The sequence below is a fragment of the Cupriavidus sp. 05N40 genome (assembly GCF_056397305.1).
This window is the reverse complement of record NZ_JBFTND010000119.1, coordinates 1-22,253: the sequence shown is the minus strand read 5'-3', so window position 1 is coordinate 22,253 and position 22,253 is coordinate 1. Positions and strand designations below refer to the sequence as shown.

Below are 22,253 nucleotides of genomic sequence, written 5' to 3'. Positions count from 1 at the left end.
CCATTCGGCCAGGCGCGCGTACTTGGACAAGCCGATCAGGTTCGAATGCTGGTTGGGCATCACGCCTACCCACAGCTTGCCGATGATCGGGCACAGGTGGTGCGAACATGCGCTGCGCACGCGCAGCGGGCCGACGATCATCAGTTCGTTGATGCGCTCCGCGTTGGGGAACTCGGTGACATTGGGCGGGCTGACATAGCGCCCCGCAAAGATCTCCTTCAGGTACATCTTGGCCACGCGGCGCGCGGTCTCGCGCGTGTTGTGGTCGCGCTCGATGTCGATCACCAGGCTGCGCAGCACGTCTTCCATGCGCGCCTGCACTTCATCGAGCAGTTCGTCGAGTTCGCCCGGCTGGACGTAGGCAGAAATATTGTCGTTGGCATGAAAACGCTCATGCGCTGCCTGCAGGCGCGACCGGATGCGGGACGACGCACTGCCCGCCGCTTCGTCGAGTTGCGCAGGGGATGCGTGGTGATCGGATTCCATATCGTGCGTTTCGTGATCGAGGAGAAAGGGTTGGCGCAAGCCCTGCCGGCATGTGGCGGCCGCCGCGCAGACTGGCTTGCGGTCCGGACAGAACGATATCCTACGCCGATCTGCGTGCCGGGGTGCGTTGCACGCAACAGAGACGGCAGCGGAGGGGGTGGCGGGGCGAAGACAGGCAGGCGCGTGTCCCCGCGCCTGCCCGCGCAGGACCGGCTACAGCGCGGCCTGCATCACGGTGGCGGGCGCGGGACCGGCCTCGCGCAGCGAAATCGCGTCCTGCAGCTCGGGCGGCATGCAGGCGCGCTCGACCTGCTCGAAGCCGAGCCGCGCGAAGTAGGCGGCCGCGGTGGTGGTCTGCAGCACCACTGACTGGGCACCGCGCGTGCGTGCCTCGGCCAGCATGGCGGCCACCAGCAGTTCGCCGAGCCCGGCCGAACGTGCGCGCTGGGCCACCGCCACGGAGCGAAGTACCGCGACGTGCCCATAGTTCTCCACGCCGGCGCAGCCAAGCAGGCCTGCGTTGTCGCGCACCACGAGGAAATTGCCGATATGACAGGCGACGCCCTCCAGCGGCAAGGCGCAAGCCCGCAGCAGATCTTCTACTTCCTCGCGGTCCTTTTCGGTTGCATTGTGCGGGCGCATCGTGCCCTCCTGTACTTCGGGCTGTTATCCCTATCTTAAGTTCAGACGGCTTCCATCGTGCCTAGGGAAACTTCTTAAGTAGATTCGCGTATCGCGTTCTCCGCACCTCTGCGTGGCGGATCGGCTGTTGCGAACTATCGCTGCCGACCCTCGATAGCGATGGCGTCGATGGCGTTGACGGTGTTGATGACGGGACGCTGGCCCGCGGGGCCGGGTGCGGTCCGGCTGGCCCGAAATCCGCTAACATTCCTTGCTGGCGGGATGTTTCGCGCGCGCCCGGCGCGCCGGTGCCTGCCACGGAACTTGTTCCGGTCCCCGGGAGCGACTTGCCATGGCGTCACCATCCCCTTCGCTGATGCGCGCGCGCAGCGCGGGCATCCTGAAGACCGACGAACTCGGCAAGCGGACGGCCCGCTCGCCCGACTACGCAGCGGAGTGCGTGGCGCTGCGCCGCCTGGCGCGCGCGCTGGTGTCGTCCGACCTGGCGCTGCTGCAATCGCTGGCCGATTCCGCGCTACAGCTTTGCGGCGCGGGCAGCGCCGGCATCTGCCTGCCGGAGCCCGGCAACGACGGCACGCCGGCATTGCGCTGGATCGCTACCGCGGGGCTCAGCGCCGCGCAGGTCGGCCATGTGGTGTCGTGCGACGCGAGCCCGTCCGGCGTGACGCTGGAACTGGGCAGCCCGCAATTGCTGGCCTATCCGCAACGGCATTTTTCCTGCTTGCCGGCCACCGTGCCGGAGGCGGTCGAAGAACTGGTCGTGCCGGTTCCCGGCGATGGCGGACCCTGGGGCACCATCTGGGTCGCGACGCACGAGCCGGGACGCTGGTTCGACGAGGAAGACTGCCGCCTGCTCGAGAGCCTGGCCAGCTTCGCCGGCGCGGTGCTCAACATGTCACGCAGCAAGGACGCAGCCATCGCCGAAGCGGCGCAGGCCAAGGCCGCGCGCGCGGCGCTGCAGTTGTCGGATACGCGCAAGGATGAATTCCTCGCCATGCTCGGGCACGAACTGCGCAACCCGATCGCCGCCATCGACAGCGCGATCAAGGTCAGCCGCCGGCTCGCGACGGCGCAGCAGTCCACCTCGGGCATGCTCGATATCGCCGAGCGCCAGATGCGCCAGCTCAAGCGGCTGACCGACGATCTGCTCGATGCCTCGCGCATCAAGCAGGGCAAGGTGCCGATCGTGCGCACCCACGCCAATATGCAGGACATCGTGGCGGATGCCCTGGCCGCGGTGGCGTCGGACATCGAATGGCACGGCAACGTGCTGACCACCTCGCTGCCCGACGCGCCGGTGACAGTGTATGCCGACGCGGCAAGGCTCACGCAGGTGTTGACCAACCTGCTGTCCAACGCGATCAAGTACACGCCGCGCGGCGGCACCATGGACCTGTCGCTGCAGGTCGAGCCGTCGCCGATGGGGGAAGCGGATGCGAACGACGAGGATGCCGGCCCGTACGACGTGCTGGTGATCACGGTCAAGGACAACGGCGTGGGTATCGATCCCGCCTTCCTGCCCAATGTGCTCGACATGTTCAGCCAGTATGCGGCCAATGCGCATGGGGGTGGCCTGGGCGTGGGGCTGGCTATCGTCAAGCGCATGGTGGAGTTGCACAACGGAACGGTCACGGTGCGCAGTGATGGCAGGGGTCTCGGTACCGAGGTGCAGGCGCGCCTGCCGGTGGTGTGCGCCGGACTGGCCGAGGTGGCCGCGCAGACCACCGGCAAGCTCGCCCCGATGCGCATCCTGCTGGTCGACGACAATGCCGAGGGCCTGCGCGCGCTCGGCATGTTGCTCGAACTCGACGGCCACGAAGTCAGGCTGGCCGTCAGCGGCGAGGACGCGCTGGAGATCGCCGCGGACTTCACGCCGGATGTCGCGCTGATCGACATTGGCCTGCCCGGCATCGACGGCTTCGAACTGGCCCGGCACCTGCGCCAGCTGCCGTCCTTCGCGGGCACCCGCCTGGTTGCGCTGAGCGGCTACGCGTCCACGGCCGACAGGGAACGCGGCGCGGCGGCCGGGTTCGACTTCCACCTGGCCAAGCCGCTGGCGCTGGAGGCCCTGGCGCAGGTCCTGGCGCGCAGCTGAGGCGTGCGTGCCGGATGCGGCCGGATGCGTGCTGGTGTGCGCGCAACGGCGGCATGTAGGAGGCCGTCTGGCCCGAATCAGCCATCGCCCTACGCCAGTGTCGTTGCGGCCACTCCATACTGGATGGAACGACAACACCACATGCTGCCGATGCTTGTTTTCCTCATGCTCACCCTGGCAGCGCTCGGGGTCATCGCCATCGTCATCTATCTGACGAAATAATCCAGCCAAGGCCCTGGGGTATTCCATCGATCGCGCAAAACCCGAGCAAAAACGCTTGCCCTGCCGCGCCCCGGCAGGCTAAGCTTCGGCCTGCATTGTATGCAAAAGATGAACACAAAATAAATCTGAAATCATTCAGGAGACAAGCGCGATGGATCTGGCGCAACAGTACATTCCCAATCTGCTCAATGGCCTCGAATGGTCCGGCTGCGCGCTGGCGATGAGCGGCTCCCTGCTGGTTGCCTTGCATAACAAGGCGTCGCGCTGGGGCTGGATCGCCTATCTCTGTTCCAACCTGGTATGGAGCGTATTCGCGCTGGTGACCGGCACCTATGGCCTGTTCGTCCAGCAGCTGGGCTTTACCGCGACCAGCATCTATGGCTTGTATCGCCACACGAAGTTTCATCGGGAGCAGGAACGCGCGCACACGCAGGCGCACCCGGCCTGAGTACTTGCTGCCGGGCAGTGCCGCGGAACGCGGCGCTGCTTCTCACCACAGCAGGCTGGCGATCGCGGGCGCCAGCGCCACCGGCATCACCAGGGCACCGAGACGCAGGAACTGCAGCGCGCCCACTTCGTGGCCCTCGCGCCGCAAGGCGGTCAGCCATAGCAAGGTGGCCAGCGAGCCGGTGACCGAGAGGTTGGGCCCCAGGTCGATGCCGATCAGCACGGCGCTGGTGAGATCGGTGGAGGCGTGTCCCGCCGCGAGCACGGACGAGGCAATGAGCCCGGCCGGCAAGTTGTTGACTACGTTCGATGCCAGCGCCACCACGGCGCCGGGCAGCCACAGCCCGGTCGTGGCCGCATGGCGGATGAGCGCCTGCATCTCCGATGCCAGCCGGCCGATGACGCCGGTCTGCTCGAGCCCCGCCACCAGCACGAACAGGCCCGCCACCATTGGCAGCACGCCCCACGAAATCTCGCGCAGCGCCGGCAGGCACAGGCCCGGCCGGCGCGCGCACACCAGCACCAGCGTGGCCAGGCCGGCCAGGAAGGTCGGCCAACCGAGTTCGGCGCCCAGCAGCGAGGCGGCCAGCAGTACCACACCCATCACCACGATCCCGGCGGCGGTGAGCCGGGCCTCGGGCGAAAGCGGCGGCACCGGCACGTCGGCCGCGATGCGCTCGTCGAGCGCGTGGCGCTGCGTCCAGTACAGGGCGGCGAAGGTGGCGGCGATCGCCAGCGCCGAAGGCAGCGCGAAGCGCGCCAGCCAGCCCAGCAACGTGGGCATGCGCTCGCCGAAGACGACCAGGTTGGCCGGGTTCGAGATCGGCAACACGAAGCTGGCGGCATTGGCGATAAAGGCGCAGATGTAGAGGTAGGGCAGCGGATGCCTGACCCTGGCGGCGCGTGTCGCGGCCAGCACGGCGGGCGTGAGCACCACCGCGGTGGCGTCGTTCGACATGAACACCGTGACCAGCGTGCCGATGCCATAGACCAGCACGAACAGGCGCCGCGCCGAACCCTTCGCCCGGCGCACCGCCACCGCCGCCAGGTGGTCGAACAGTCCGGTCTTGCGGGCCAGTTCGGCGGCCAGCATCATGCCGCCGAGAAACAGGTAGACGTCGTAGCCGCGCGCCACGGCGGCCAGCGCATCAGGCAGGGCCAGCAGCCCCGTCATGCACAGCAGCAGCGCGCCGGCCACGGCCCAGACGGCCTCGGGCAAGCGGAACGGCCGCGTGATGACGCCGACGGTGGCGGCCGCCGCAACCGCCCAGATCAGGAGGCCATTGTAGGGAGACAGGCTGGTCGGCAGCATCGTATGGGCGGCAGTTCGTGTCGTGGGTGTCGTGGCGCCGCGCCAGGGCGCGGCGGATTCGGCGGCGTCAGCTGCGGGTGCCCGCGGTGTTCAGGTACTCAGGCGCCCGGGTGCTCAGGCGCTCAGGTGCTCGACTGTGGCGCGCGGGGCACGATGGCCGATGGCGGTGCCACGGGCGCGGCAGTGCGCAGCGGGTCGGACGGCGCCGCGGGGCCAGCCGGGCCATCCTGTGCCGGGCTGGCGGCAGGCTCCTGCTCGGGCGCCGGCGCCGGGAAACCCAGCGAGGCGATACCGTGGCCGCCGTCGGCGTATTCCGGATAGATCCAGTCGTCGCCGCTGCGCACGAGGTTCGCGGGCGCGGCGAATTCCTCCTCGGGCTGGCCCGCGAGGCGGCCCTCCATGTACGCGGCCCAGATCGGCAGTGCCGTGGTCGCGCCGAATTCGTGGCGGCCCAGCGTGCGGTTGTCGTCGAAGCCCATCCAGGCCACGGTGACGATGCCCGATGCGTAGCCGGCGAACCAGCCGTCCACCGAGTCGTTGGTGGTGCCGGTCTTGCCGGCCACGTCCGCGCGCCGCAGGTAGTGCTGCAGCCCGGCCCCGGTGCCGCTGGTCACCACGCTGCGCAGCAGGTTGTTCATGACGTAGGCATTGCGCTCCGGAATCACGCGGCGCGGCTGCGGCTCGCTGGCCGCGGTGAACAGGACGTTGCCCTCGGCGTCGGCGATGCGCTCGATCAGGTAGGGCTCGGTGCGGTAGCCTTCGCTGGCGAACACGCCATATGCGGCGGCCAGCCGCAGCGGGGTGGTGGTGCCGGTGCCCAGCGCCATCGGCAGGTAGTGCGGCAGGCGTTGCTCGGCGAAGCCGAACTTGCCCGCGTAGTCCACCGCATAGGGAATGCCGATGGCCTGCAGCGTACGGATGGCAGGCAGGTTGCGCGACTCGGCCAGCGCCTGGCGCACGCTCACGGCGCCCAGGAAGCGGCCGTCGTCGTTGCCCGGCTGCCAGCGCGACGAGGCATCGAGCGGCGCGTCGTTGATCATCGTGTTGGAGGACAGGCCGCGTTCGAGCGCGGCGGAATAGATGAACGGCTTGAAGGTCGAGCCGGGTTGCCGCTCGGCCTGGGTGGCATGGTTGAAGCGGCTGGTGCCGAAGTCGGCGCCGCCGATCATGGCTTCGATGGCGCCGCTCTTGCTGTCCAGCGACACCAGCGCGGCCTGCGGCCCCGGCGCGGCGCCATGGCGCCGGCCGTACTGGTCGAGGCCGGCATGCACGGCCTCGTAGGCCAGGCTCTGCCGCACCGAGGATACCGTGGTGTAGACGTTCAGCCCGCGCGTGTAGGCATCTTCGCCGAAGCGCTCGTAGGCCAGCTGGCGCGCCAGCTCGGCGACATACTCGGCGTGGCCGTCGAAGTGGCCGTTGCGCCCGCCTGCCACCTGCAGCGTCTCCTTGCGGGCCGCCTGGTATTGCTCGTGCGTGATCATGCCCAGCGCCTGCATGCGTCCCAGCACGTATTGCTGGCGCAGCTTCGCGCGCTGGAAGTTCACCACCGGATTCATGGTCGAGGGCGCCTTGGGCAGGCCGGCCAGCATGGCCGATTCGGCCAGCGAGAGCGCATCCAGCGGCTTGCCGAAGTACGCCTGCGCGGCGCTGCCGAAGCCGTACGCGTGCTCGCCCAGGTAGACCTGGTTCATGTACAGCTCGAGGATGCGGTCCTTCGACAGCGAGTGGTCGATCTTCCAGGCCAGCAGGATTTCATACCACTTGCGCGAGAGCGTCTTCTCGCGCGACAGGTAGAAATTGCGCGCCACCTGCATGGTGATGGTGGAGGCGCCCTGCGCATAGCCCTCGCCGATATTGGCCAGGGCGGCACGGAAGATGCCGGGGATGTCCACGCCGGCGTGCTCGTAGAACTGGTCGTCCTCGGCCGCGAGCAGGGCATTGGACATCTGGCGCGGCATGCGTTCGAGCGGGACGAATTCCCGGTGCTCGTTGCCGAATTCGCCGATCAGGACGTTGTCGGCGGTGAAGATGCGCAGCGGCAGGTCCGGGCGGTAATCGCGCAGGGCGTCGACGGCGGGGAGTTGGCGCAGGCTCACGACAGCGGCGAACCCGACAAGCAGGATGGAGGCTGCAGCCAGCGCCAAAGTGGCGCTGGCTGCCTTTGCTACGACTCGTTTCATGCGCGCATTCTACCTTGGGGCCAGGGCCGCCACCGCCGACAGGCGATGCACAAGCTCGTCGGCGGGGGCCGCCGCGCCCATGCCGGCTGCTTGCGCCGGGGGTGGCGATGCCACCGGACGCATCTCCGGCGAGCCCACCTGCTGCGCGAATCCGGCCAGCGCGCGCCAGGTCTCGCGTCGCTCGATGATGGTGAAATGGTCGGTGCCCGGCACGGTTTCCTGCGCGACCGGCATGGGCCACGCTGCGATCAGGCGCTCCGAGCATTCATGCGGTACCACCTCGTCGGTCTCCGCCAGCAGCACCTTGGTGCTCTGCACCACCTTCTTGCAGTGCGAGATCGAATCGAAGTGATGGCGCATCAGTTGCCGCAGCGGCACCAGCGGGAAGCGCTTGCGCACGATTTCCAGCAGCGAATCGTAGGGCGTGATCAGTTGCAGGCTTTCGAAGTCCTGCAGGTCCGCCAGCTGGATGGCGATGCCGGTTCCGAGGCTGCGCCCGACCACGTGCACGCGCGTGCCCGGGAACACGCGGCGCACGTGCAGCAGGAACTGGCTCGCATCCGCCACCGCGGAAGCTTCCGACGGGGTGCCGTCCGAGTCGCCCACACCCCGGTAGTCCATGGTGGCAAAGCCTACCCCCGGTGGCAACCATTCCAGGTATTGCATGGTGAGCAGCACGTCCTCCCCGCGCCCGGGCAGGTAAAAGAGCAGGTCACGCACCGGCGGGGCATCGTCCTCGGGCAGCGCCGGCGAGCCGTCGGGCGCCGCCGGGGCGCCATAGACATAGCCGTGCAGCAGGCCGCCGGGCACCTCGTGCGCATAGGTGGTGATCCCGTCGGGCAGGTCGCGCGGCGGGCGGCGGCGGGCGTCGAACAGCAGTCTGTCCTGGTTCAGCGTGAGATAGGTCCAGTAGCAGGTAAAGCTGCCGGCCGTGAACAGGGCAACGGCGAGCGTCTTGCGGGAAAGGGATGACGGCATGCTTGATTCGCAAAAATGTCCGGCGCGGCCTGCGCGCAGCGGGGGAGCCCCGGGGGCATTTCCCGCGGCCACGGCATTCGACCGGGCCAGGCGGCTACAAGTTCTTGTACGATACGCTCCACATCAACGGCGGCCCGTGCGGCCGCGCACGGAGCCAAAGCAACATGAGCGAGCAAAACGATCCGGCCCTGGCCGGCCAGAGACGCGCGGAAGAAGCGCAGGCAATGGAGCGCGTGGTCAGCGCCAGCCGCCAGGTGCAGGTGGCCTTCACCTCGCTGCAAGGGCAGTTTGCGCCGCAGGGCTCGGGCAATCCGTCCAAGATGGCGCTGACGACCTTCGACGCGGCGCTGCAGGCACTCGAAGACGCCCAGGCGGCGTTCGACGAACTGCTGAACGATTTGCTCGACGGCAAGCGCTAGAAGCCGTCCGCCGCTCGGTTCGCCGCTCGGTGCGCCGCTCAGTTCGCAGGGTAGGCGGCCACCTCGATCAGGTTGCCATCCGGGTCCCGGCAATAGACCGAGGTCATCGGGCCAAGCGCGCCGGTGCGGGCAGCCGGCCCCGCCTCGATCGGCACGCGGTGCGCCAGCCAGTGCGCGATCACGCTCTCCAGCGAATTGCGCGTGATGAAGCAGAGGTCGTCGCTGCCTGGGGTGGGATGCACGCCGGTGAACCACGCCACGGTGTCGGTGCCGATCGGGCGCAGGTTGATTTTCTGCTGCCCGAAGCGCACCGAGACCCGCTTGCCGGTGCGCGAATCGAAATCCTCTCGCGTCATGCCCAGCACGCTTTCGTACCACGCGGCGCTGGTCTCGACGTCCTTCACATTGAGGACGATATGGTCGAAGCGGTCAATCACGATGCTCATCTTGCACCTTTCGGAAATGGAAATGCCGGAGGGGGTGACGCTGGTATGAAGGAAGGGGTGGGCCGGGAATGCATGTACTTTACACCCGACTTCGGACGTATGCCCGCGCGCCGCGCGCCCTGCTTGTGATAAGGTTTCGCGGCAAGGTCGCCATGCCGCCCCGACATCCGCGCATAGAGACGGCCTGACCCGGACCGACCGGGATCCATAACAGGAGACCAGCCGTCATGAGCAGCCCGCTTGCCCGCCACGCCGCGGCGTCGCCCGACGACCCGGAGCGCGGCTCCCTGATCGCCCGCGCGCACGCGCGTTCCGCCGCCTTCGGGCTCGAAGTCGCCCACGGGGCCGATTTCCACCCCTTGCCAAAGCACGCGCTGCACGAACTGGTCGACGCCAGCCAGGCGCTTTACCGGCATGCGCTGCCGGTGATGGAAACCCTGCACGCGCAGATCGCCGGCACCGAAAGCATGGTGCTGCTTACCGACAGTGGCGGCGTGATCCTGCACAGCCTGGGCGACGGCGATTTCGCCGACCAGGCCCGGCGCGTGGCGCTGGCGCCGGGCGTGTCGTGGGCGGAGTCCAGCAAGGGCACCAACGCGATCGGCACCACGCTGGCCGAGGCGCGCGCCACGGTGGTCCATGCCGATGAGCACTTCCTGCGTGCCAACCGTCTGCTGACCTGCTCGTGCGCCCCGATCGCCGGTCCGTTCGGCCAGGTCCTCGGCGCGCTCGATGTCAGCGGCGATCACCGCGGCTTTCACAAGCACACCCTGGCGCTGGTGCGCATGTCGGCGCAGATGATCGAGAACCACCTGTTCGCCACGCATTTCAGCGATGGCGTGCTGGTGCGCTTTCATGCGCGCCCGGAATTCGTCGGCACGCTGTTCGAAGGCATGGCCGCGTTTGCGCCCGACGGTACCTTTCTCGCCGCCAACCGCAGCGGCCTGTTCCAGCTGGGGCTTTCGCCCGACACGCTGGACCGCCAGGGTTTCGCCGACCTGTTCGGCATGCCGCTGGGCGCCGCGCTGAGGCAGGGCGGCGAGGCCAGCGACCAGTTGCTCACGCTCACGCTGCCGAGTCGCGTTCATGTGTTCGCGCGCACGACGCGGCTCATGCCCGCACGCCGTGCCGCTGCCGCCGCGGCGCCCGCCGCGCCGTGCAGCCAGGCCTCCGCGCTGGCCGCCCTCGACACCGGCGACGCCCGCATGGCAGCCGTGCTGCAGCGGGTGGACAAGGTGCGCGGGCGCGATATCCCGATCCTGGTGCTCGGCCGTACCGGCACCGGCAAGGAGTGGCTGGCGCGCGCCATCCATTGTGCCTCTGCGCGCGGCGACGCACCCTTCGTAGCGGTCAATTGCGCCTCGATCCCCGAGTCGCTGATCGAGGCCGAACTGTTCGGCTACGAAGACGGCGCTTTCACCGGCGCGCGGCGGCGCGGCAGTCCCGGCAAGCTGGTCCAGGCGCATGGCGGCACCCTGTTCCTCGACGAGATCGGCGACATGCCGCTGGCGCAGCAGGTGCGCCTGATGCGCGTGCTGCAGGAGCGTGCCGTGACGCCGCTCGGCGCCACGCGCGCGATTCCCGTGGACCTGCGCATCATCTGCGCCACCCACCGCGACCTGCGCGCGATGATCGCCGCCGGCACCTTCCGCGAAGACCTGTACTACCGCATCAACGCACTCGCCGTCACGCTGCCCGCCCTGCGCGAGCGTACCGACCTGCCGGCGCTGGTGGAGCGCATCCTGGCGCAGCAGCTCGCGCCGCCGGAGCAGGGCGGCGGCCCGCATGCGCTGCGCGTGTCTGCCGAAGTGCTGGAACGCTTCCAGCGGCATGCCTGGCCCGGCAACCTGCGCCAGATGGTCAATGTGCTGCGCACCGCGGCGATCATGGCCGAAGGCGAGGACGTGATCGGGGTGGCGCACCTGCCGGAGGATTTCTTCGACGAACTGGCTGCGCCCGGCCCTGCCCGTGAAGCCGCGCCATGCGCCGCGTCCGCGGCGGCGTGCGATTCACCCGAGCCCTTGCGGGATGTCGAGGCGGGCCTGATCCGCCAGGCGCTGGCGCGGCATGCGGGCAATGTCAGCCTGGCTGCGCGGGAACTGGGCGTTTCCAGGAATACCATCTACAGGCGATTGAAGAAGCGCGACTGAAGGCCGGAGGCCGACGCGCTTCCTGGCGCGGGCGCCAATGAAAAAGAGGCTGCCTTGCCGCGCCATGCGGGCGCAACGAAGCAGCCTTCTGTCCTTGCGTGTGCGCAGTCAGCGAGCGGCTTTCTCCAGTCGCGCCGCCTCCTCGTCGCTGAACAGCTCCGAGCGCGTCAGGAAGCGCAAGCCGGTCGGCCCCTCCAGCGAGAACATGCCGCCCGTGCCGGGCACCACGTCGATCACCAGTCGCGTGTGCTGCCAGTACTCGAATTGCGCGCGGGTCATGTAGAAGGGCATGCCGCCGATCTCGCCCAGGCAGACATCGGCATCGCCGATGATCAGCTCGCCGGCCGGATAGCACATCGGCGCGCTGCCGTCGCAGCAGCCGCCGGACTGGTGGAACATCAGCTCGCCATGCTGCCCGCGCAGGCGCTCGATCAGCGCCTGCGCGGCAGGCGTGGCGATCACGCGTTGCACGGCGCCGGCAGGAATGGTGGTGTCGGACATCGGGGGCGCTCCTTGCCTGGTCAGGCTGCGGAAAAGTCCATCACCACCCGGCCTTCGATGTCGCCGGAGCGCATGCGCGCGAAGATATCGTTGATCTGCTCCAGCGGCGCGGTGGAAACCGTGGCCTTGACCGCGCCGTGCGCGGCGAAGTCCAGCGATTCCTGCAGGTCGCTGCGGGTGCCGACGATGGAGCCGCGGATGGTGATGCCCCTGAGCACCACGTCGAAGATCGGCGTGGGGAAGTCGCCCGGCGGCAAGCCGTTGAGCGCGATGGTGCCGCCGCGCCGCACCATGCCGATGGCCTGGCCGAACGCCTTGGGCGAGACCGCCGTCACCAGTGCGCCGTGCGCGCCGCCGATTTCCTTCTGCAGGTAGGCCACCGGATCGGTGGTGCGCGCGTTGACGGTGACCTCGGCGCCGAGTTTGCGGGCCAGTTCGAGCTTCTTGTCGTCGATATCCACCGCCGCCACGCGCATGCCCATGGCGCGCGCATACTGCACGGCGACGTGGCCAAGGCCGCCGATGCCGGAGATCACCACCCACTGTCCCGGGCGCGTGTCGGTGACCTTGAGGCCCTTGTAGACCGTCACGCCCGCGCACAGGATCGGCGCGATCTCGACGAAGCCCACGCTGTCGGGCAGCAGGCCCACGTAGTTGGGATCGGCCACCACGTATTCGCCGTAGCCGCCGTTGACGGAGTAGCCGGTGTTCTGCTGCTTCTCGCACAGCGTCTCCCAGCCCTGCAGGCAATGCTCGCAATAGCCGCAGGCGCTGTAGAGCCAGGGCACGCCGACGCGGTCGCCTTCCTTCACGCGCGTCACGCCGGCGCCCACGGCGGAGACATAGCCCACGCCTTCGTGCCCCGGGATGAAGGGCAAGGTGGGTTTGACGGGCCAGTCGCCCTCGGCGGCGTGCAGGTCGGTGTGGCAGACCCCGGAGGCTTCGATCTTGACCTGGATCTGCCCGCGGCCGGGCTCCGGCACGGGGACCTCATCGATCGTGAGCGGGGCGCCGAATTCGCGTACCACGGCGGCTTTCATCATTGCTGTCATGTCGACTCCTGATGCTGATTCCGTTGACAGTTACGCCCGCCGCGCGCGGCCGGGCGTCAGTCCGATCATGCGCGTGCGCGCCGCGGTGCACCAGCGGCGCGCTCGCCCATGTTTGCGCTGGATCAAAAGAAACCGAGAGCGTTCGGGCTGTAGCTCACCAGGAGGTTCTTGGTCTGCTGGTAGTGGTCCAGCATCATGCGGTGGTTCTCCCGCCCGATGCCGGATTGCTTGTAGCCGCCGAAGGCCGCGTGCGCCGGATACGCGTGGTAGCAGTTGGTCCACACACGCCCGGCCTGGATGCCGCGGCCCATGCGGAAGGCACGCGCGCCGTCGCGGCTCCATACGCCGGCGCCGAGGCCGTAGAGCGTATCGTTAGCGATCTCCAGCGCCTCGTCCTCGTCCTTGAAGGTGGTCACCGACACCACCGGGCCGAAGATTTCCTCCTGGAAGATGCGCATCTTGTTGTGGCCGGCGAAGACCGTGGGCTTGACGTAGTAGCCGGTGGACAGGTCGCCGCCCAGCGCATTGCGCTCGCCGCCGATCAGGCATTGCGCGCCTTCCCGCTTGCCCAGGTCGAGGTAGGAGAGGATCTTTTCCAGTTGCTCCTGCGACGCCTGCGCGCCGATCATGGTGGTCTTGTCGAGCGGGTGGCCCTGCTTGATTGCCGCCACGCGCTTGAGCGCGCGTTCCATGAAGCGTTCGTAGATGGATTCCTGGATCAGCGCGCGCGACGGGCAGGTGCAGACCTCGCCCTGGTTCAGCGCGAACATGGCAAAGCCTTCCAGCGCCTTGTCGAAGAAGGCGTCGTCTGCGGCCATCACGTCTTCGAAGAAGATATTGGGCGACTTGCCGCCCAGCTCCAGCGTCACCGGGATGATGTTCTGCGAGGCGTACTGCATGATCAGCCGCCCGGTGGTGGTCTCGCCGGTGAAGGCGATCTTGTTGATGCGCGGGCTGGACGCCAGCGGCTTGCCTGCCTCCAGGCCGAAGCCGTTGACCACGTTGAGCACGCCCGGCGGCAGCAGGTCGCCGATCAGCTCCATCAGCACCAGGATCGAGGCCGGGGTCTGCTCGGCCGGCTTGAGCACCACGCAGTTGCCGGCGGCCAGCGCCGGCGCCAGCTTCCAGGTCGCCATCAGCAGCGGGAAGTTCCACGGAATGATCTGGCCGACCACGCCCAGCGGCTCGTGGAAGTGATAGGCCACGGTGTCGTGGTCGATCTCGGAGATGCCGCCTTCCTGCGCGCGGATGCAGCCGGCGAAGTAGCGGAAGTGATCCACCGCCAGCGGCAGGTCGGCCGCGGTGGTCTCGCGGATCGGCTTGCCGTTGTCGATGGTCTCGGCCACCGCCAGCGTGACGAGGTTGGCCTCGATGCGGTCGGCGATGCGGTTGAGGATATTGGCGCGCTCGGTGGTGGAGGTGCGGCCCCAGGCCGTCTTGGCGCGGTGGGCGGCGTCGAGCGCGGCGTCGATGTCCTTCTGGTTGGAGCGCGGCACGCGCGTGAACGGCTTGCCGGTGACGGGCGTGATCGCCTCGAAATACTGGCCGTCGACCGGGGCCACCCAGGCGCCGCCGATATAGTTCTCGTACTGGTCCTTGTAGGGATTCGCAACGCCCAGCTGGGCGATTTCCGCCATGTCCATGTCTCGCTCCGTTATTTGATTTCGCTTGGTTCCGTGCGATGTCGAAAGGACAGCGCACCGTGCGGCGATGCCGCGCGCACGGCCCCTTATCCGCAAGAGGCATGCCCGGCGAGCGGCGGCGCACGGCGGCGGCGAAAGGCAGGCAAAGACTGGCCGGCGGYCGGCTATGCCAGCCGCAGCCGATGTGTCATGCGCGGCGCAGGTGTGCCAATCTGGAACAGTGTGTGACAGCGTGTGGCAGGGTGACACGCTGCGCGCAGGCCGGCCTTGCTAGCTTCCGCTGGCGTGGATCAGGAATTCGCGCAGCGCGTCGGCCGGCGCATCCAGCTTGCGTCCCGGCTGCCACAGCAGCCCGACCTCCATGTCCGGCACACCGTCGGCAATCGGCCGGGCCTCGATCTGGCGGCCTTCGAGCGACCAGGGCCGGTACACCATGTCGGACAGCACCGTCACGCCGAAGCCGTGCGCCACCAGCCCGCGCAGCGCTTCCATCGAGCTGGTGCGGAAGGCGATCGACGGCGCCAGCCGCTTGCTGCGCCAGTAGCGCAGCGTGGCGCGCTCGCTCTCGTCCACGGTGATCAGGATATAGGGGTGCGCCGCGATATCCTTGAGCGTCAGCCTGGGCAGGGCCAGCAAGGGGTGCGACGGCGAAGCCCACAGCTGGCGCCGCGAGCGGATCAGCGTGTGATGGGCAAAGCGCTGCAGTTTCTCGATGTTGGACAGCAGGCAGATGCCAAGCTCGATGTCGCCGGACAGCACGCCCTGCTCGATGCCGGGGCGGTCCATGTCGTGCAGGTCGAAATCGATATCCGGGTAGTTGGTGCGAAAGCGCGCCAGCAGGCCCGGCAGCAGGTAGCCGAGCACGGTGTACGACGCTGCCAGCCGCACCGTGCCGCTGAGATTGTGCGCCTGGAAGCGCGGCTCGCGCAGGGTGTCCTGCACGGCGTCCAGTATCTCGCGGGCGCGCTGGTGCAGGCGGTGGCCCTCAGGCGTCAGCGTCACCCCGTGGGGCAGGCGGTCGAACAGGCGCACGCCGAGCTGCTGTTCGAGCATCAGCACGGCATTGGTGATGGCCGACTGCGACACATGCTCGGCGGTAGCCGCCATCGAGAACTGGCCGGTTTCGGCCGCCGCCGCGAAGTAGCGGAACTGCCGCAGCGTGATTTCCTTGGCCAGGCGCGGCGCGCTGTCCTGTCCCCCGGTGCGGTCCTTCGGCATGGCATCTCCTTTTCCTGCACGGCTGGTGGCGCCGCTGGTGGTGAAAGTGGCGCTTCGGCTTTGCGTCTCCGGCGCTACGGGTTAACGCTCGCTATCCGATTTTCAGATACCTGCTCTCTGAATTCATGATTTTACGATATCGAGCGGCCTTCCTACACTCAGCGCAGCCCCTGAGAGCACACGGAGACAGCATCGATGAATGCACCCCTATCCCCCGACCTGCAAGCCGCGCTGGCGTCCCTCGATAGCGTTTCGCTGGACGACAAATACACCCTCGAGAAAGGCAGGGTTTACCTGAGCGGCACCCAGGCGCTGGTGCGCTTGCCGATGCTGCAGAAGGCGCGCGACCGCGCCGCCGGCCTCAACACCGCGGGCTTTATCTCCGGCTACCGCGGCTCGCCGCTGGGTGGCGTGGACCAGGCGCTGTGGAAGGCCAAGAAGCACCTGGCCGCCAGCGACGTGGTGTTCCAGCCCGGCGTCAACGAGGACCTGGCCGCCACCGCCGTATGGGGCTCGCAGCAGGTCAACCTGTTCCCCGGCGCCACCCGCGACGGCGTGTTCTCGATGTGGTACGGCAAGGGCCCGGGCGTGGACCGCTCGATCGACGTGCTCAAGCACGCCAACTCGGCTGGCTCGGCCACGCACGGCGGCGTGCTGCTGCTGGCCGGCGACGACCACGCGGCCAAGTCCTCCACCGTGGCGCACCAGTCCGAGCATGTGCTGATGGCTGCCGGCATTCCGGTGCTGTATCCGTCCGACGTGCAGGAATACCTCGACTACGGGCTGCACGGCTGGGCCATGAGCCGCTACTCCGGCCTGTGGGTGTCGATGAAATGCGTGACCGACGTGGTGGAGTCCAACGCCTCGGTGGAGATCGATCCCGAGCGCGTGCAGATCAGGCTGCCGGAAGATTTCGCCATGCCCGAGGGTGGTCTCAATATCCGCTGGCCGGATGCGCCCCTGGTGCAGGAAGCCCGTCTGCTGGACCACAAGTGGTACGCGGCACTGGCCTATGTGCGCGCCAACAAGCTTAACCGCGTGGTGCTGGATTCTCCCAATGCGCGCTTCGGCATCATGACCGCCGGCAAGGCCTACCTCGACGTGCGCCAGGCGCTTGCCGACCTGGGCCTGGACGACGACACCTGCCGCCGCATCGGCATCCGCGTGTTCAAGGTGGGCTGCGTGTGRCCGCTCGACGCGCATGACGCGCGCGAGTTCGCCACCGGGCTGGAAGAAATCCTGGTGGTGGAAGAAAAGCGCCAGATCCTCGAGTACGCGCTCAAGGAAGAACTCTACAACTGGCGCGACGACGTGCGCCCCAAGGTCTACGGCAAGTTCGACGAGCGCGGCAACCACGGTGGCGAATGGTCGGTGCCGCGCGGCAACTGGCTGCTGCCGGCGCACTATGAACTGTCGCCGGCGCTGATCGCCAAGGCCATCGCCACCCGCCTGGAAAAGAGCGACCTGCCGTCCGACGTGCGCGAGCGCATCGCCGCGCGCCTGGCGCTGATCGAAGCCAAGGAGCGCGAGGCCGCGCGCCCGCGCATCGCGGTGGAGCGCAAGCCCTGGTTCTGCTCGGGCTGCCCGCATAACACTTCCACCCGCGTGCCCGAAGGCTCGCGCGCCATGGCCGGCATCGGCTGCCACTACATGACGCTGTGGATGGACCGCAATACCGACACCTTCAGCCAGATGGGCGGCGAAGGCGTGGCGTGGACCGGCCAGATGCACTTCACCGGTGAGAAGCATGTGTTCGTCAACCTCGGCGACGGCACCTACTTCCACTCCGGGCTGCTGGCCGTGCGCGCATCGATCGCGGCCAAGGCCAACATCACCTACAAGATCCTGTTCAACGACGCCGTGGCCATGACCGGCGGCCAGCCCGTCGACGGCGTGCTCACGGTGCCGCAGATCGCCCACCAGGTGCAGGCCGAAGGCGCCAGCAAGATCGTGGTGGTGACCGACGAGCCGGAGAAATACGGCGACGGCGGCATGCTGCCCGGCGGCGTAAGCGTGCACCACCGCGACGCGCTCGACGAAATCCAGCGCCAGCTGCGCGATACCGCCGGCGTCACCGTGCTGATCTACGACCAGACCTGCGCTACCGAAAAGCGCCGCCGCCGCAAGCGCGGCACCTATCCGGATCCGGCCAAGCGCGCCTTTATCAACGATGCGGTCTGCGAAGGCTGCGGCGATTGCTCGGTCAAGTCGAACTGCCTGTCGGTGGAGCCGCTGGAAACGCCGCTCGGCACCAAGCGCAAGATCAACCAGTCCTCCTGCAACAAGGACTTCTCCTGCGTCAACGGCTTCTGCCCGAGCTTCGTCACCGCCGAAGGCGCGCAGGTGAAGAAGCCGGCCGCCGCGGGCGGCAAGGGGGCCGGTGCCGATTTCTCGGCGTTGCCGCTGCCGGCGCTGCCGGCGCTCGAGCGCGCCTACGGCGTGCTGGTGACCGGCGTGGGCGGCACCGGCGTGGTCACCATCGGCGGCCTGCTCGGCATGGCGGCCCACCTCGAAAAGAAGGGCGTGACCGTGCTCGACATGGCCGGCCTGGCGCAGAAGGGCGGCGCCGTGATCAGCCACGTGCAGATCGCGCCGACCCCGTCCGCGCTGCATGCCACCCGCATTGCCATGGGCGAGGCGCGCCTGGTGATCGGCTGCGATGCCATCGTCTCGGCCTCGCCCGAAGTCCTGTCCAAGACCCGGGCGGGCGTGACGGCCGCCGCCATCAACAGCGCCAGCACGCCCACCGCCGAATTCATCCACAACCCGAAGTGGAAGTTCCCCGGCGCCTCGGCCGAGCAGGACCTGCGCGCGAGCGTGGGCGATGCCTGCGCCTTTATCGATGCCAACGCCTGGGCCGTGACCTTGCTGGCCGACTCGATCTACTCCAACCCGCTGCTGCTCGGCTTTGCCTGGCAGAAGGGCTGGATCCCGCTGCAGCGCGAGAGCCTGGTGCGCGCCATCGAGCTCAACGGCGTGTCGGTGGAGAAGAACCTGCTGGCCTTCGACTGGGGCCGCTACCTGGCCCATCACGGCGAAGCCGCGCTCAGCGCGCAGCTCAAGCCCGCGCCGCGCGCGCAGGTGGTGGCGATGCCGGAAACGCTCGACGGCGTGATCCGCCAGCGCGAAGCGATGCTGACGGCCTACCAGAACGCCGCCTATGCGGCCCGCTACAGCACGGTGGTGGAGCGCGTGCGCAACGCGGAGAAGGCGCTCGGCGCCGGCAGCCGCCTGCTGCTCACCGAAGCGGTGGCGCGCAACCTCGCCAAGCTGATGGCCTACAAGGATGAATACGAAGTCGCGCGCCTGTATGCCGACCCGGCCTTCCTCGACAAGCTGCGCACCCAGTTCGAAGGCGAACCCGGCCGCGACTACCAGCTAGGCTTCCACCTCGCGCCGCCGCTGCTGGCAAAGCGCGACGCGCACGGGCACCTGGTCAAGCGCCGTTTCGGGCCCGGCATGCTGAGCGTGTTCCGTCTGCTGGCACGCGCCAAGGGCTTGCGCGGCACCGCCTTCGACGTGTTCGGCAAGACCGCCGAGCGGCGCGCCGAGCGCAAGCTGGTCGCCGACTATATCGGGATGACGGAGGAACTCTGCGCTTCGCTCGACGCCGGGCGCCTGGATACGGCCGTGGCGCTGGCCAGCCTGCCGGACGATATCCGCGGCTTCGGCCACGTCAAGGAAGCCAATATGGAAAAGGTGGCTGCGCGCCAGGCGACGCTGCTGGCGCAATACCGCGAGGCGGGGGCGCGGGTGGCGGCCTGAGCGGTGGCGGGAGGCACAGCGGCCGGCGCATGGTGCGCCGCCGCCATGCCTGTCGCACCATACCGCTTCAATTTTCGGGCTGTCGCAGTCGCGGTACGCGGAGACAAGCTGGCCAAACCTTCAACGCCTCGTCCCCGCTTCCTGCGCGACGCGGCTGACCGAAAGCCCCCTCACCGCGGCTGCAACACAATAATCGCCATCCCCGCGATCGCCACCGCGACCCCGGCAATGTCCCAGGGGCTCGGCCGCACGCCATCCACCAGCCACAGCCAGGCGATCGCCACCGCGATATAGACCCCGCCATAAGCCGCGTAGACCCGCCCCGACGCGTCCGGATGCAGCGACAGCAGCCACGCGAACAGGGCCAGCGACAGCGCGCCGGGCAACAGCACCCAGGCGCCCGCATGCTGGCGCAGCCACAGATAYGGCAGGTAGCACCCGAGGATTTCGGCGCAGGCGGTGATCAGGTAGAGGCCGAAGATCTTCATGCCGCCGGTTCCGCCGCCGGCATCGGCGCGGAGGCGGAGGGTGAGGCGCGCGTTTGCTTCGCCCGCTTGCGCGCCGCCGGCTTGCGCTTGCCGCCGCCAAGCTCCCCACCCTGATAAGGCACCCGCCCGGACGGCACCACGGCGGAGGCCAGTTCCACATGGCCCTCCTGGTCGTCGAAGAACATATGCGCGCCGAAGGCCTGCAGCACCTGGTCCTTGGGCAGGCCGCCCAGGAAGAAGGCTTCGTCGATGCTGACGTTCCAGGCGCGCAGGGTGTGCACCACGCGCGTATGGGCGGGGCTGTTGCGCGCGGTCACGATGGCGATCCGCACCGGGCTCTGGCCGGGCTGGAAATGCGCCTGGATCTCGGCCAGGCGCAGCAGCAGCTTGGCGAACGGGCCTTCGGCCATGGCTTTGTGGCGATGGCGCTTTTCGTTCTTGATAAAGGCTTCCAACCCCTTTTGCTTGAAGATCTGCTCGGACTCGGGCGAGAACAGCACGGCGTCGCCGTCGAAGGCGATGCGGATCTGGCCAGCCGGGGCGCGGTAGGCGGAGGGTGCGTCGTACAGCTGCGCGGCCGCCACGCCGCCGTCGATGGCGGCCTGCACGTCGGCGGCTTCGCGCGACAGGAACAGGTCGACCTTGAAGGCCTGCAGGTAGCGCGCGATCGGCTCGCCGCCGGTGAAGGCCGCGCGGGTGATGTCCAGCCCGTGGGTCTCGATGGCGTTGAAGGCGCGCAGCCCGGTGTCGGGCGAGTTGCGCGAGATCACCACCACTTCCACCAGCCGCCGCCCGGGGATCAGGCTGTTGAGTTCGAGCAGGGCCTGCACCAGCGGAAAGGCGGTGCCCTGCGGCAGGGCTTCGTCCTCGTGCTGGCGCTGGTAGGCGGAGTAGGCCRCCACGCCCTGGGATTGATAGATACCGTTCTCGTGCTCGAGGTCGAACAACGCCCGGGACGAGATGCCGATGACGAGTTTGTCGGTGAGATCGTAGGCCATGTGCGCGAGTATAAGGGCGCGCGCACGCAGCGCGTGCGGCAGCCGCCCGCGCTGCATGCCGGTGCCATGGCCAGGCAATCGACGGAGAATCGCAACCTGCAATCGCCGGCCGGCGCCGCCTCCCGGGCGGGCGCGTCTCTTATCCTGCGGCACGTCATTCCGGCATTTCCAGGCAGGGCGGCATGGACATCGCGAAATCGTGTAACTACCGGCATGTTCCACTGCCATCTCGCGGCCTGGCACGTCAATTCGGCAGCTTCTGCGGCACCCCTCTCCCTACAATGAAATCCTGCATGCGAGGTTCCTCCGGGCCCTGTCGGGGGAGGGAGCCTGCGCTGAGGCGATGCGCCGCCGTCGACGCCGTCGCCCGCCACGAAACGACGAATGCCCACGGAGATAGCCATGCACGCCCCGCAACAAGCCGCAGCCACCGATCCCGCCCACGGCGACGACACCGACCACGAGGAAACCCGGGAATGGCTCGATGCCCTGGCTGCCGTGGTCCGCGCCGAGGGCGCGCCGCGCGCGCGCTTCCTGCTGGAGCGGCTGGCCGAGCACGCCAGCCATCTCGGCCTGGGCCACCGCGCGCATCCCTACTCCGCCTACCAGAACACCATCGGCGTGGGCGAGCAGCCGCGCTACCCGGGTGACCTGGCGATGGAACAACGCCTGGGCTCGATCATCCGCTGGAACGCGCTGGCCATGGTGGTGCGCGCCAACAAGGCTTACGGCGAGCTGGGCGGGCACCTGTCGAGCTACGCGTCGGCGGCCGAGATCTTCGAGGTGGGCTTCAATCATTTCTTCCGCGCCGACGATGGCGGGCGCAAGGGCGACCTGGTCTACTTCCAGCCGCACTCCGCCCCGGGCGTCTATGCGCGCGCCTTCCTCGAAGGGCGGCTGTCCGAGGCCCAGCTCGCAAGCTACCGACAGGAGACGGGCGGCGGCGAAGGTGGCGAAGGGGGGCTTTCCTCCTATCCGCATCCCTGGCTGATGCCGGACTTCTGGCAGTTTCCGACCGGCTCGATGGGCATCGGCCCGATCAGCGCGATCTACCAGGCCCGCTTCCTGCGCTACCTCGGCCACCGCGGGATTGCCGACACTGCCGGGCGGCGCGTGTGGGGCGTGTTCGGCGACGGCGAGATGGACGAGCCGGAATCGCTCGCCGCGCTTTCGCTGGCCGCGCGCGAGCAGCTCGACAACCTGACCTTCGT

Annotated in this window: 17 protein-coding genes and 1 pseudogene; 6 read left to right on the top strand and 12 right to left on the bottom strand. The window is 68.4% G+C overall.

Annotated elements, in window-relative coordinates:
• Nucleotides 1-486, bottom strand: a 486-nt coding sequence (locus tag AC1DO7_RS25200) for a GTP cyclohydrolase I (protein WP_477116685.1), incomplete at its 3' end; no start/stop codon positions are given.
• A 213-nt stretch (nt 487-699) separates the two neighbouring features.
• Nucleotides 700-1,128 carry an arsenic resistance N-acetyltransferase ArsN2 gene (gene arsN2, locus AC1DO7_RS25195; RefSeq protein ID WP_441614526.1) on the bottom strand — a complete coding sequence of 143 codons (429 nt, stop codon included), beginning with the start codon at nt 1,126-1,128 and terminating at the stop codon, nt 700-702.
• A 331-nt stretch (nt 1,129-1,459) separates the two neighbouring features.
• Between arsN2 and AC1DO7_RS25190 the strand changes: the two genes are divergently transcribed.
• Both AC1DO7_RS25190 and AC1DO7_RS25185 read left to right on the top strand, forming a co-directional pair.
• Nucleotides 1,460-3,223, top strand: coding sequence for a hybrid sensor histidine kinase/response regulator (locus tag AC1DO7_RS25190; protein ID WP_441614524.1), 1,764 nt, complete (start codon nt 1,460-1,462; stop codon nt 3,221-3,223).
• Between the two features lie 373 nt (nt 3,224-3,596).
• A complete protein-coding gene (locus tag AC1DO7_RS25185; protein ID WP_441614522.1) occupies nt 3,597-3,893 on the top strand; it encodes a nicotinamide mononucleotide transporter in 297 nt (98 codons plus the stop codon).
• A 42-nt stretch (nt 3,894-3,935) separates the two neighbouring features.
• Here AC1DO7_RS25185 and AC1DO7_RS25180 read toward each other — a convergent pair whose 3' ends face one another.
• From AC1DO7_RS25180 to AC1DO7_RS25170, 3 genes are all read right to left on the bottom strand, one after another.
• The gene (locus AC1DO7_RS25180) at nt 3,936-5,204 is read right to left on the bottom strand and encodes an arsenic transporter (protein ID WP_441614520.1); all 1,269 of its coding nucleotides are present in this window, start codon (nt 5,202-5,204) and stop codon (nt 3,936-3,938) included.
• Nucleotides 5,205-5,326: 122 nt separating this feature from the next.
• Nucleotides 5,327-7,384 (bottom strand): penicillin-binding protein 1A, encoded by a 2,058-nt coding sequence (locus AC1DO7_RS25175; RefSeq protein WP_441614518.1) that lies wholly within the window; start codon nt 7,382-7,384, stop codon nt 5,327-5,329.
• A 9-nt stretch (nt 7,385-7,393) separates the two neighbouring features.
• Nucleotides 7,394-8,362 (bottom strand): alpha/beta hydrolase, encoded by a 969-nt coding sequence (locus tag AC1DO7_RS25170; RefSeq protein ID WP_441614516.1) that lies wholly within the window; start codon nt 8,360-8,362, stop codon nt 7,394-7,396.
• Between the two features lie 164 nt (nt 8,363-8,526).
• Here AC1DO7_RS25170 and AC1DO7_RS25165 point away from each other — a divergent pair, with 164 nt between their 5' ends.
• Complete coding sequence (locus AC1DO7_RS25165) at nt 8,527-8,781, top strand: hypothetical protein (protein WP_441614514.1); 255 nt, start codon at nt 8,527-8,529, stop codon at nt 8,779-8,781.
• A 38-nt stretch (nt 8,782-8,819) separates the two neighbouring features.
• Here the strand turns inward: AC1DO7_RS25165 and AC1DO7_RS25160 are convergent, their stop codons facing one another.
• Nucleotides 8,820-9,227, bottom strand: coding sequence for a VOC family protein (locus AC1DO7_RS25160; protein ID WP_441614512.1), 408 nt, complete (start codon nt 9,225-9,227; stop codon nt 8,820-8,822).
• A 227-nt stretch (nt 9,228-9,454) separates the two neighbouring features.
• Here AC1DO7_RS25160 and AC1DO7_RS25155 point away from each other — a divergent pair, with 227 nt between their 5' ends.
• Nucleotides 9,455-11,377, top strand: a complete 1,923-nt coding sequence (locus tag AC1DO7_RS25155; RefSeq protein WP_441614510.1) for a sigma-54-dependent Fis family transcriptional regulator — start codon at nt 9,455-9,457, stop codon at nt 11,375-11,377.
• Between the two features lie 108 nt (nt 11,378-11,485).
• On the opposite strand, the gene AC1DO7_RS25150 is transcribed toward AC1DO7_RS25155, so the two are convergent.
• The 4 genes from AC1DO7_RS25150 to AC1DO7_RS25135 all read right to left on the bottom strand — a co-directional run bounded on the left by AC1DO7_RS25150 (nt 11,486) and on the right by AC1DO7_RS25135 (nt 15,791).
• Nucleotides 11,486-11,878, bottom strand: a complete 393-nt coding sequence (locus AC1DO7_RS25150; RefSeq protein WP_441614508.1) for a DUF779 domain-containing protein — start codon at nt 11,876-11,878, stop codon at nt 11,486-11,488.
• Between the two features lie 20 nt (nt 11,879-11,898).
• Nucleotides 11,899-12,930 (bottom strand): alcohol dehydrogenase AdhP, encoded by a 1,032-nt coding sequence (gene adhP, locus AC1DO7_RS25145; RefSeq protein WP_441614506.1) that lies wholly within the window; start codon nt 12,928-12,930, stop codon nt 11,899-11,901.
• A gap of 122 nt (nt 12,931-13,052) precedes the next feature.
• The gene (gene adh, locus AC1DO7_RS25140) at nt 13,053-14,573 is read right to left on the bottom strand and encodes an aldehyde dehydrogenase (RefSeq protein ID WP_441614504.1); all 1,521 of its coding nucleotides are present in this window, start codon (nt 14,571-14,573) and stop codon (nt 13,053-13,055) included.
• Between the two features lie 270 nt (nt 14,574-14,843).
• Nucleotides 14,844-15,791, bottom strand: coding sequence for a LysR family transcriptional regulator (locus tag AC1DO7_RS25135; protein ID WP_441614502.1), 948 nt, complete (start codon nt 15,789-15,791; stop codon nt 14,844-14,846).
• Between the two features lie 195 nt (nt 15,792-15,986).
• On the opposite strand from AC1DO7_RS25135, the gene AC1DO7_RS25130 reads away from it, so the two are divergent.
• Complete coding sequence (locus tag AC1DO7_RS25130; protein ID WP_477116684.1) at nt 15,987-19,556, top strand: indolepyruvate ferredoxin oxidoreductase family protein; 3,570 nt, start codon at nt 15,987-15,989, stop codon at nt 19,554-19,556.
• Nucleotides 19,557-19,726: 170 nt separating this feature from the next.
• Here the strand turns inward: AC1DO7_RS25130 and AC1DO7_RS25125 are convergent, their stop codons facing one another.
• The gene (locus AC1DO7_RS25125) at nt 19,727-20,044 is read right to left on the bottom strand and encodes a YnfA family protein (RefSeq protein WP_441614498.1); all 318 of its coding nucleotides are present in this window, start codon (nt 20,042-20,044) and stop codon (nt 19,727-19,729) included.
• The gene (locus AC1DO7_RS25120; protein WP_477116683.1) at nt 20,041-21,042 is read right to left on the bottom strand and encodes a 5'-nucleotidase; all 1,002 of its coding nucleotides are present in this window, start codon (nt 21,040-21,042) and stop codon (nt 20,041-20,043) included. Before AC1DO7_RS25120 ends, AC1DO7_RS25125 begins: the two co-directional genes overlap by 4 nt.
• Nucleotides 21,043-21,444: 402 nt before the next feature.
• Here AC1DO7_RS25120 and AC1DO7_RS25115 point away from each other — a divergent pair.
• Nucleotides 21,445-22,253: pseudogene (locus AC1DO7_RS25115) on the top strand (pyruvate dehydrogenase (acetyl-transferring), homodimeric type); the annotation flags it as partial.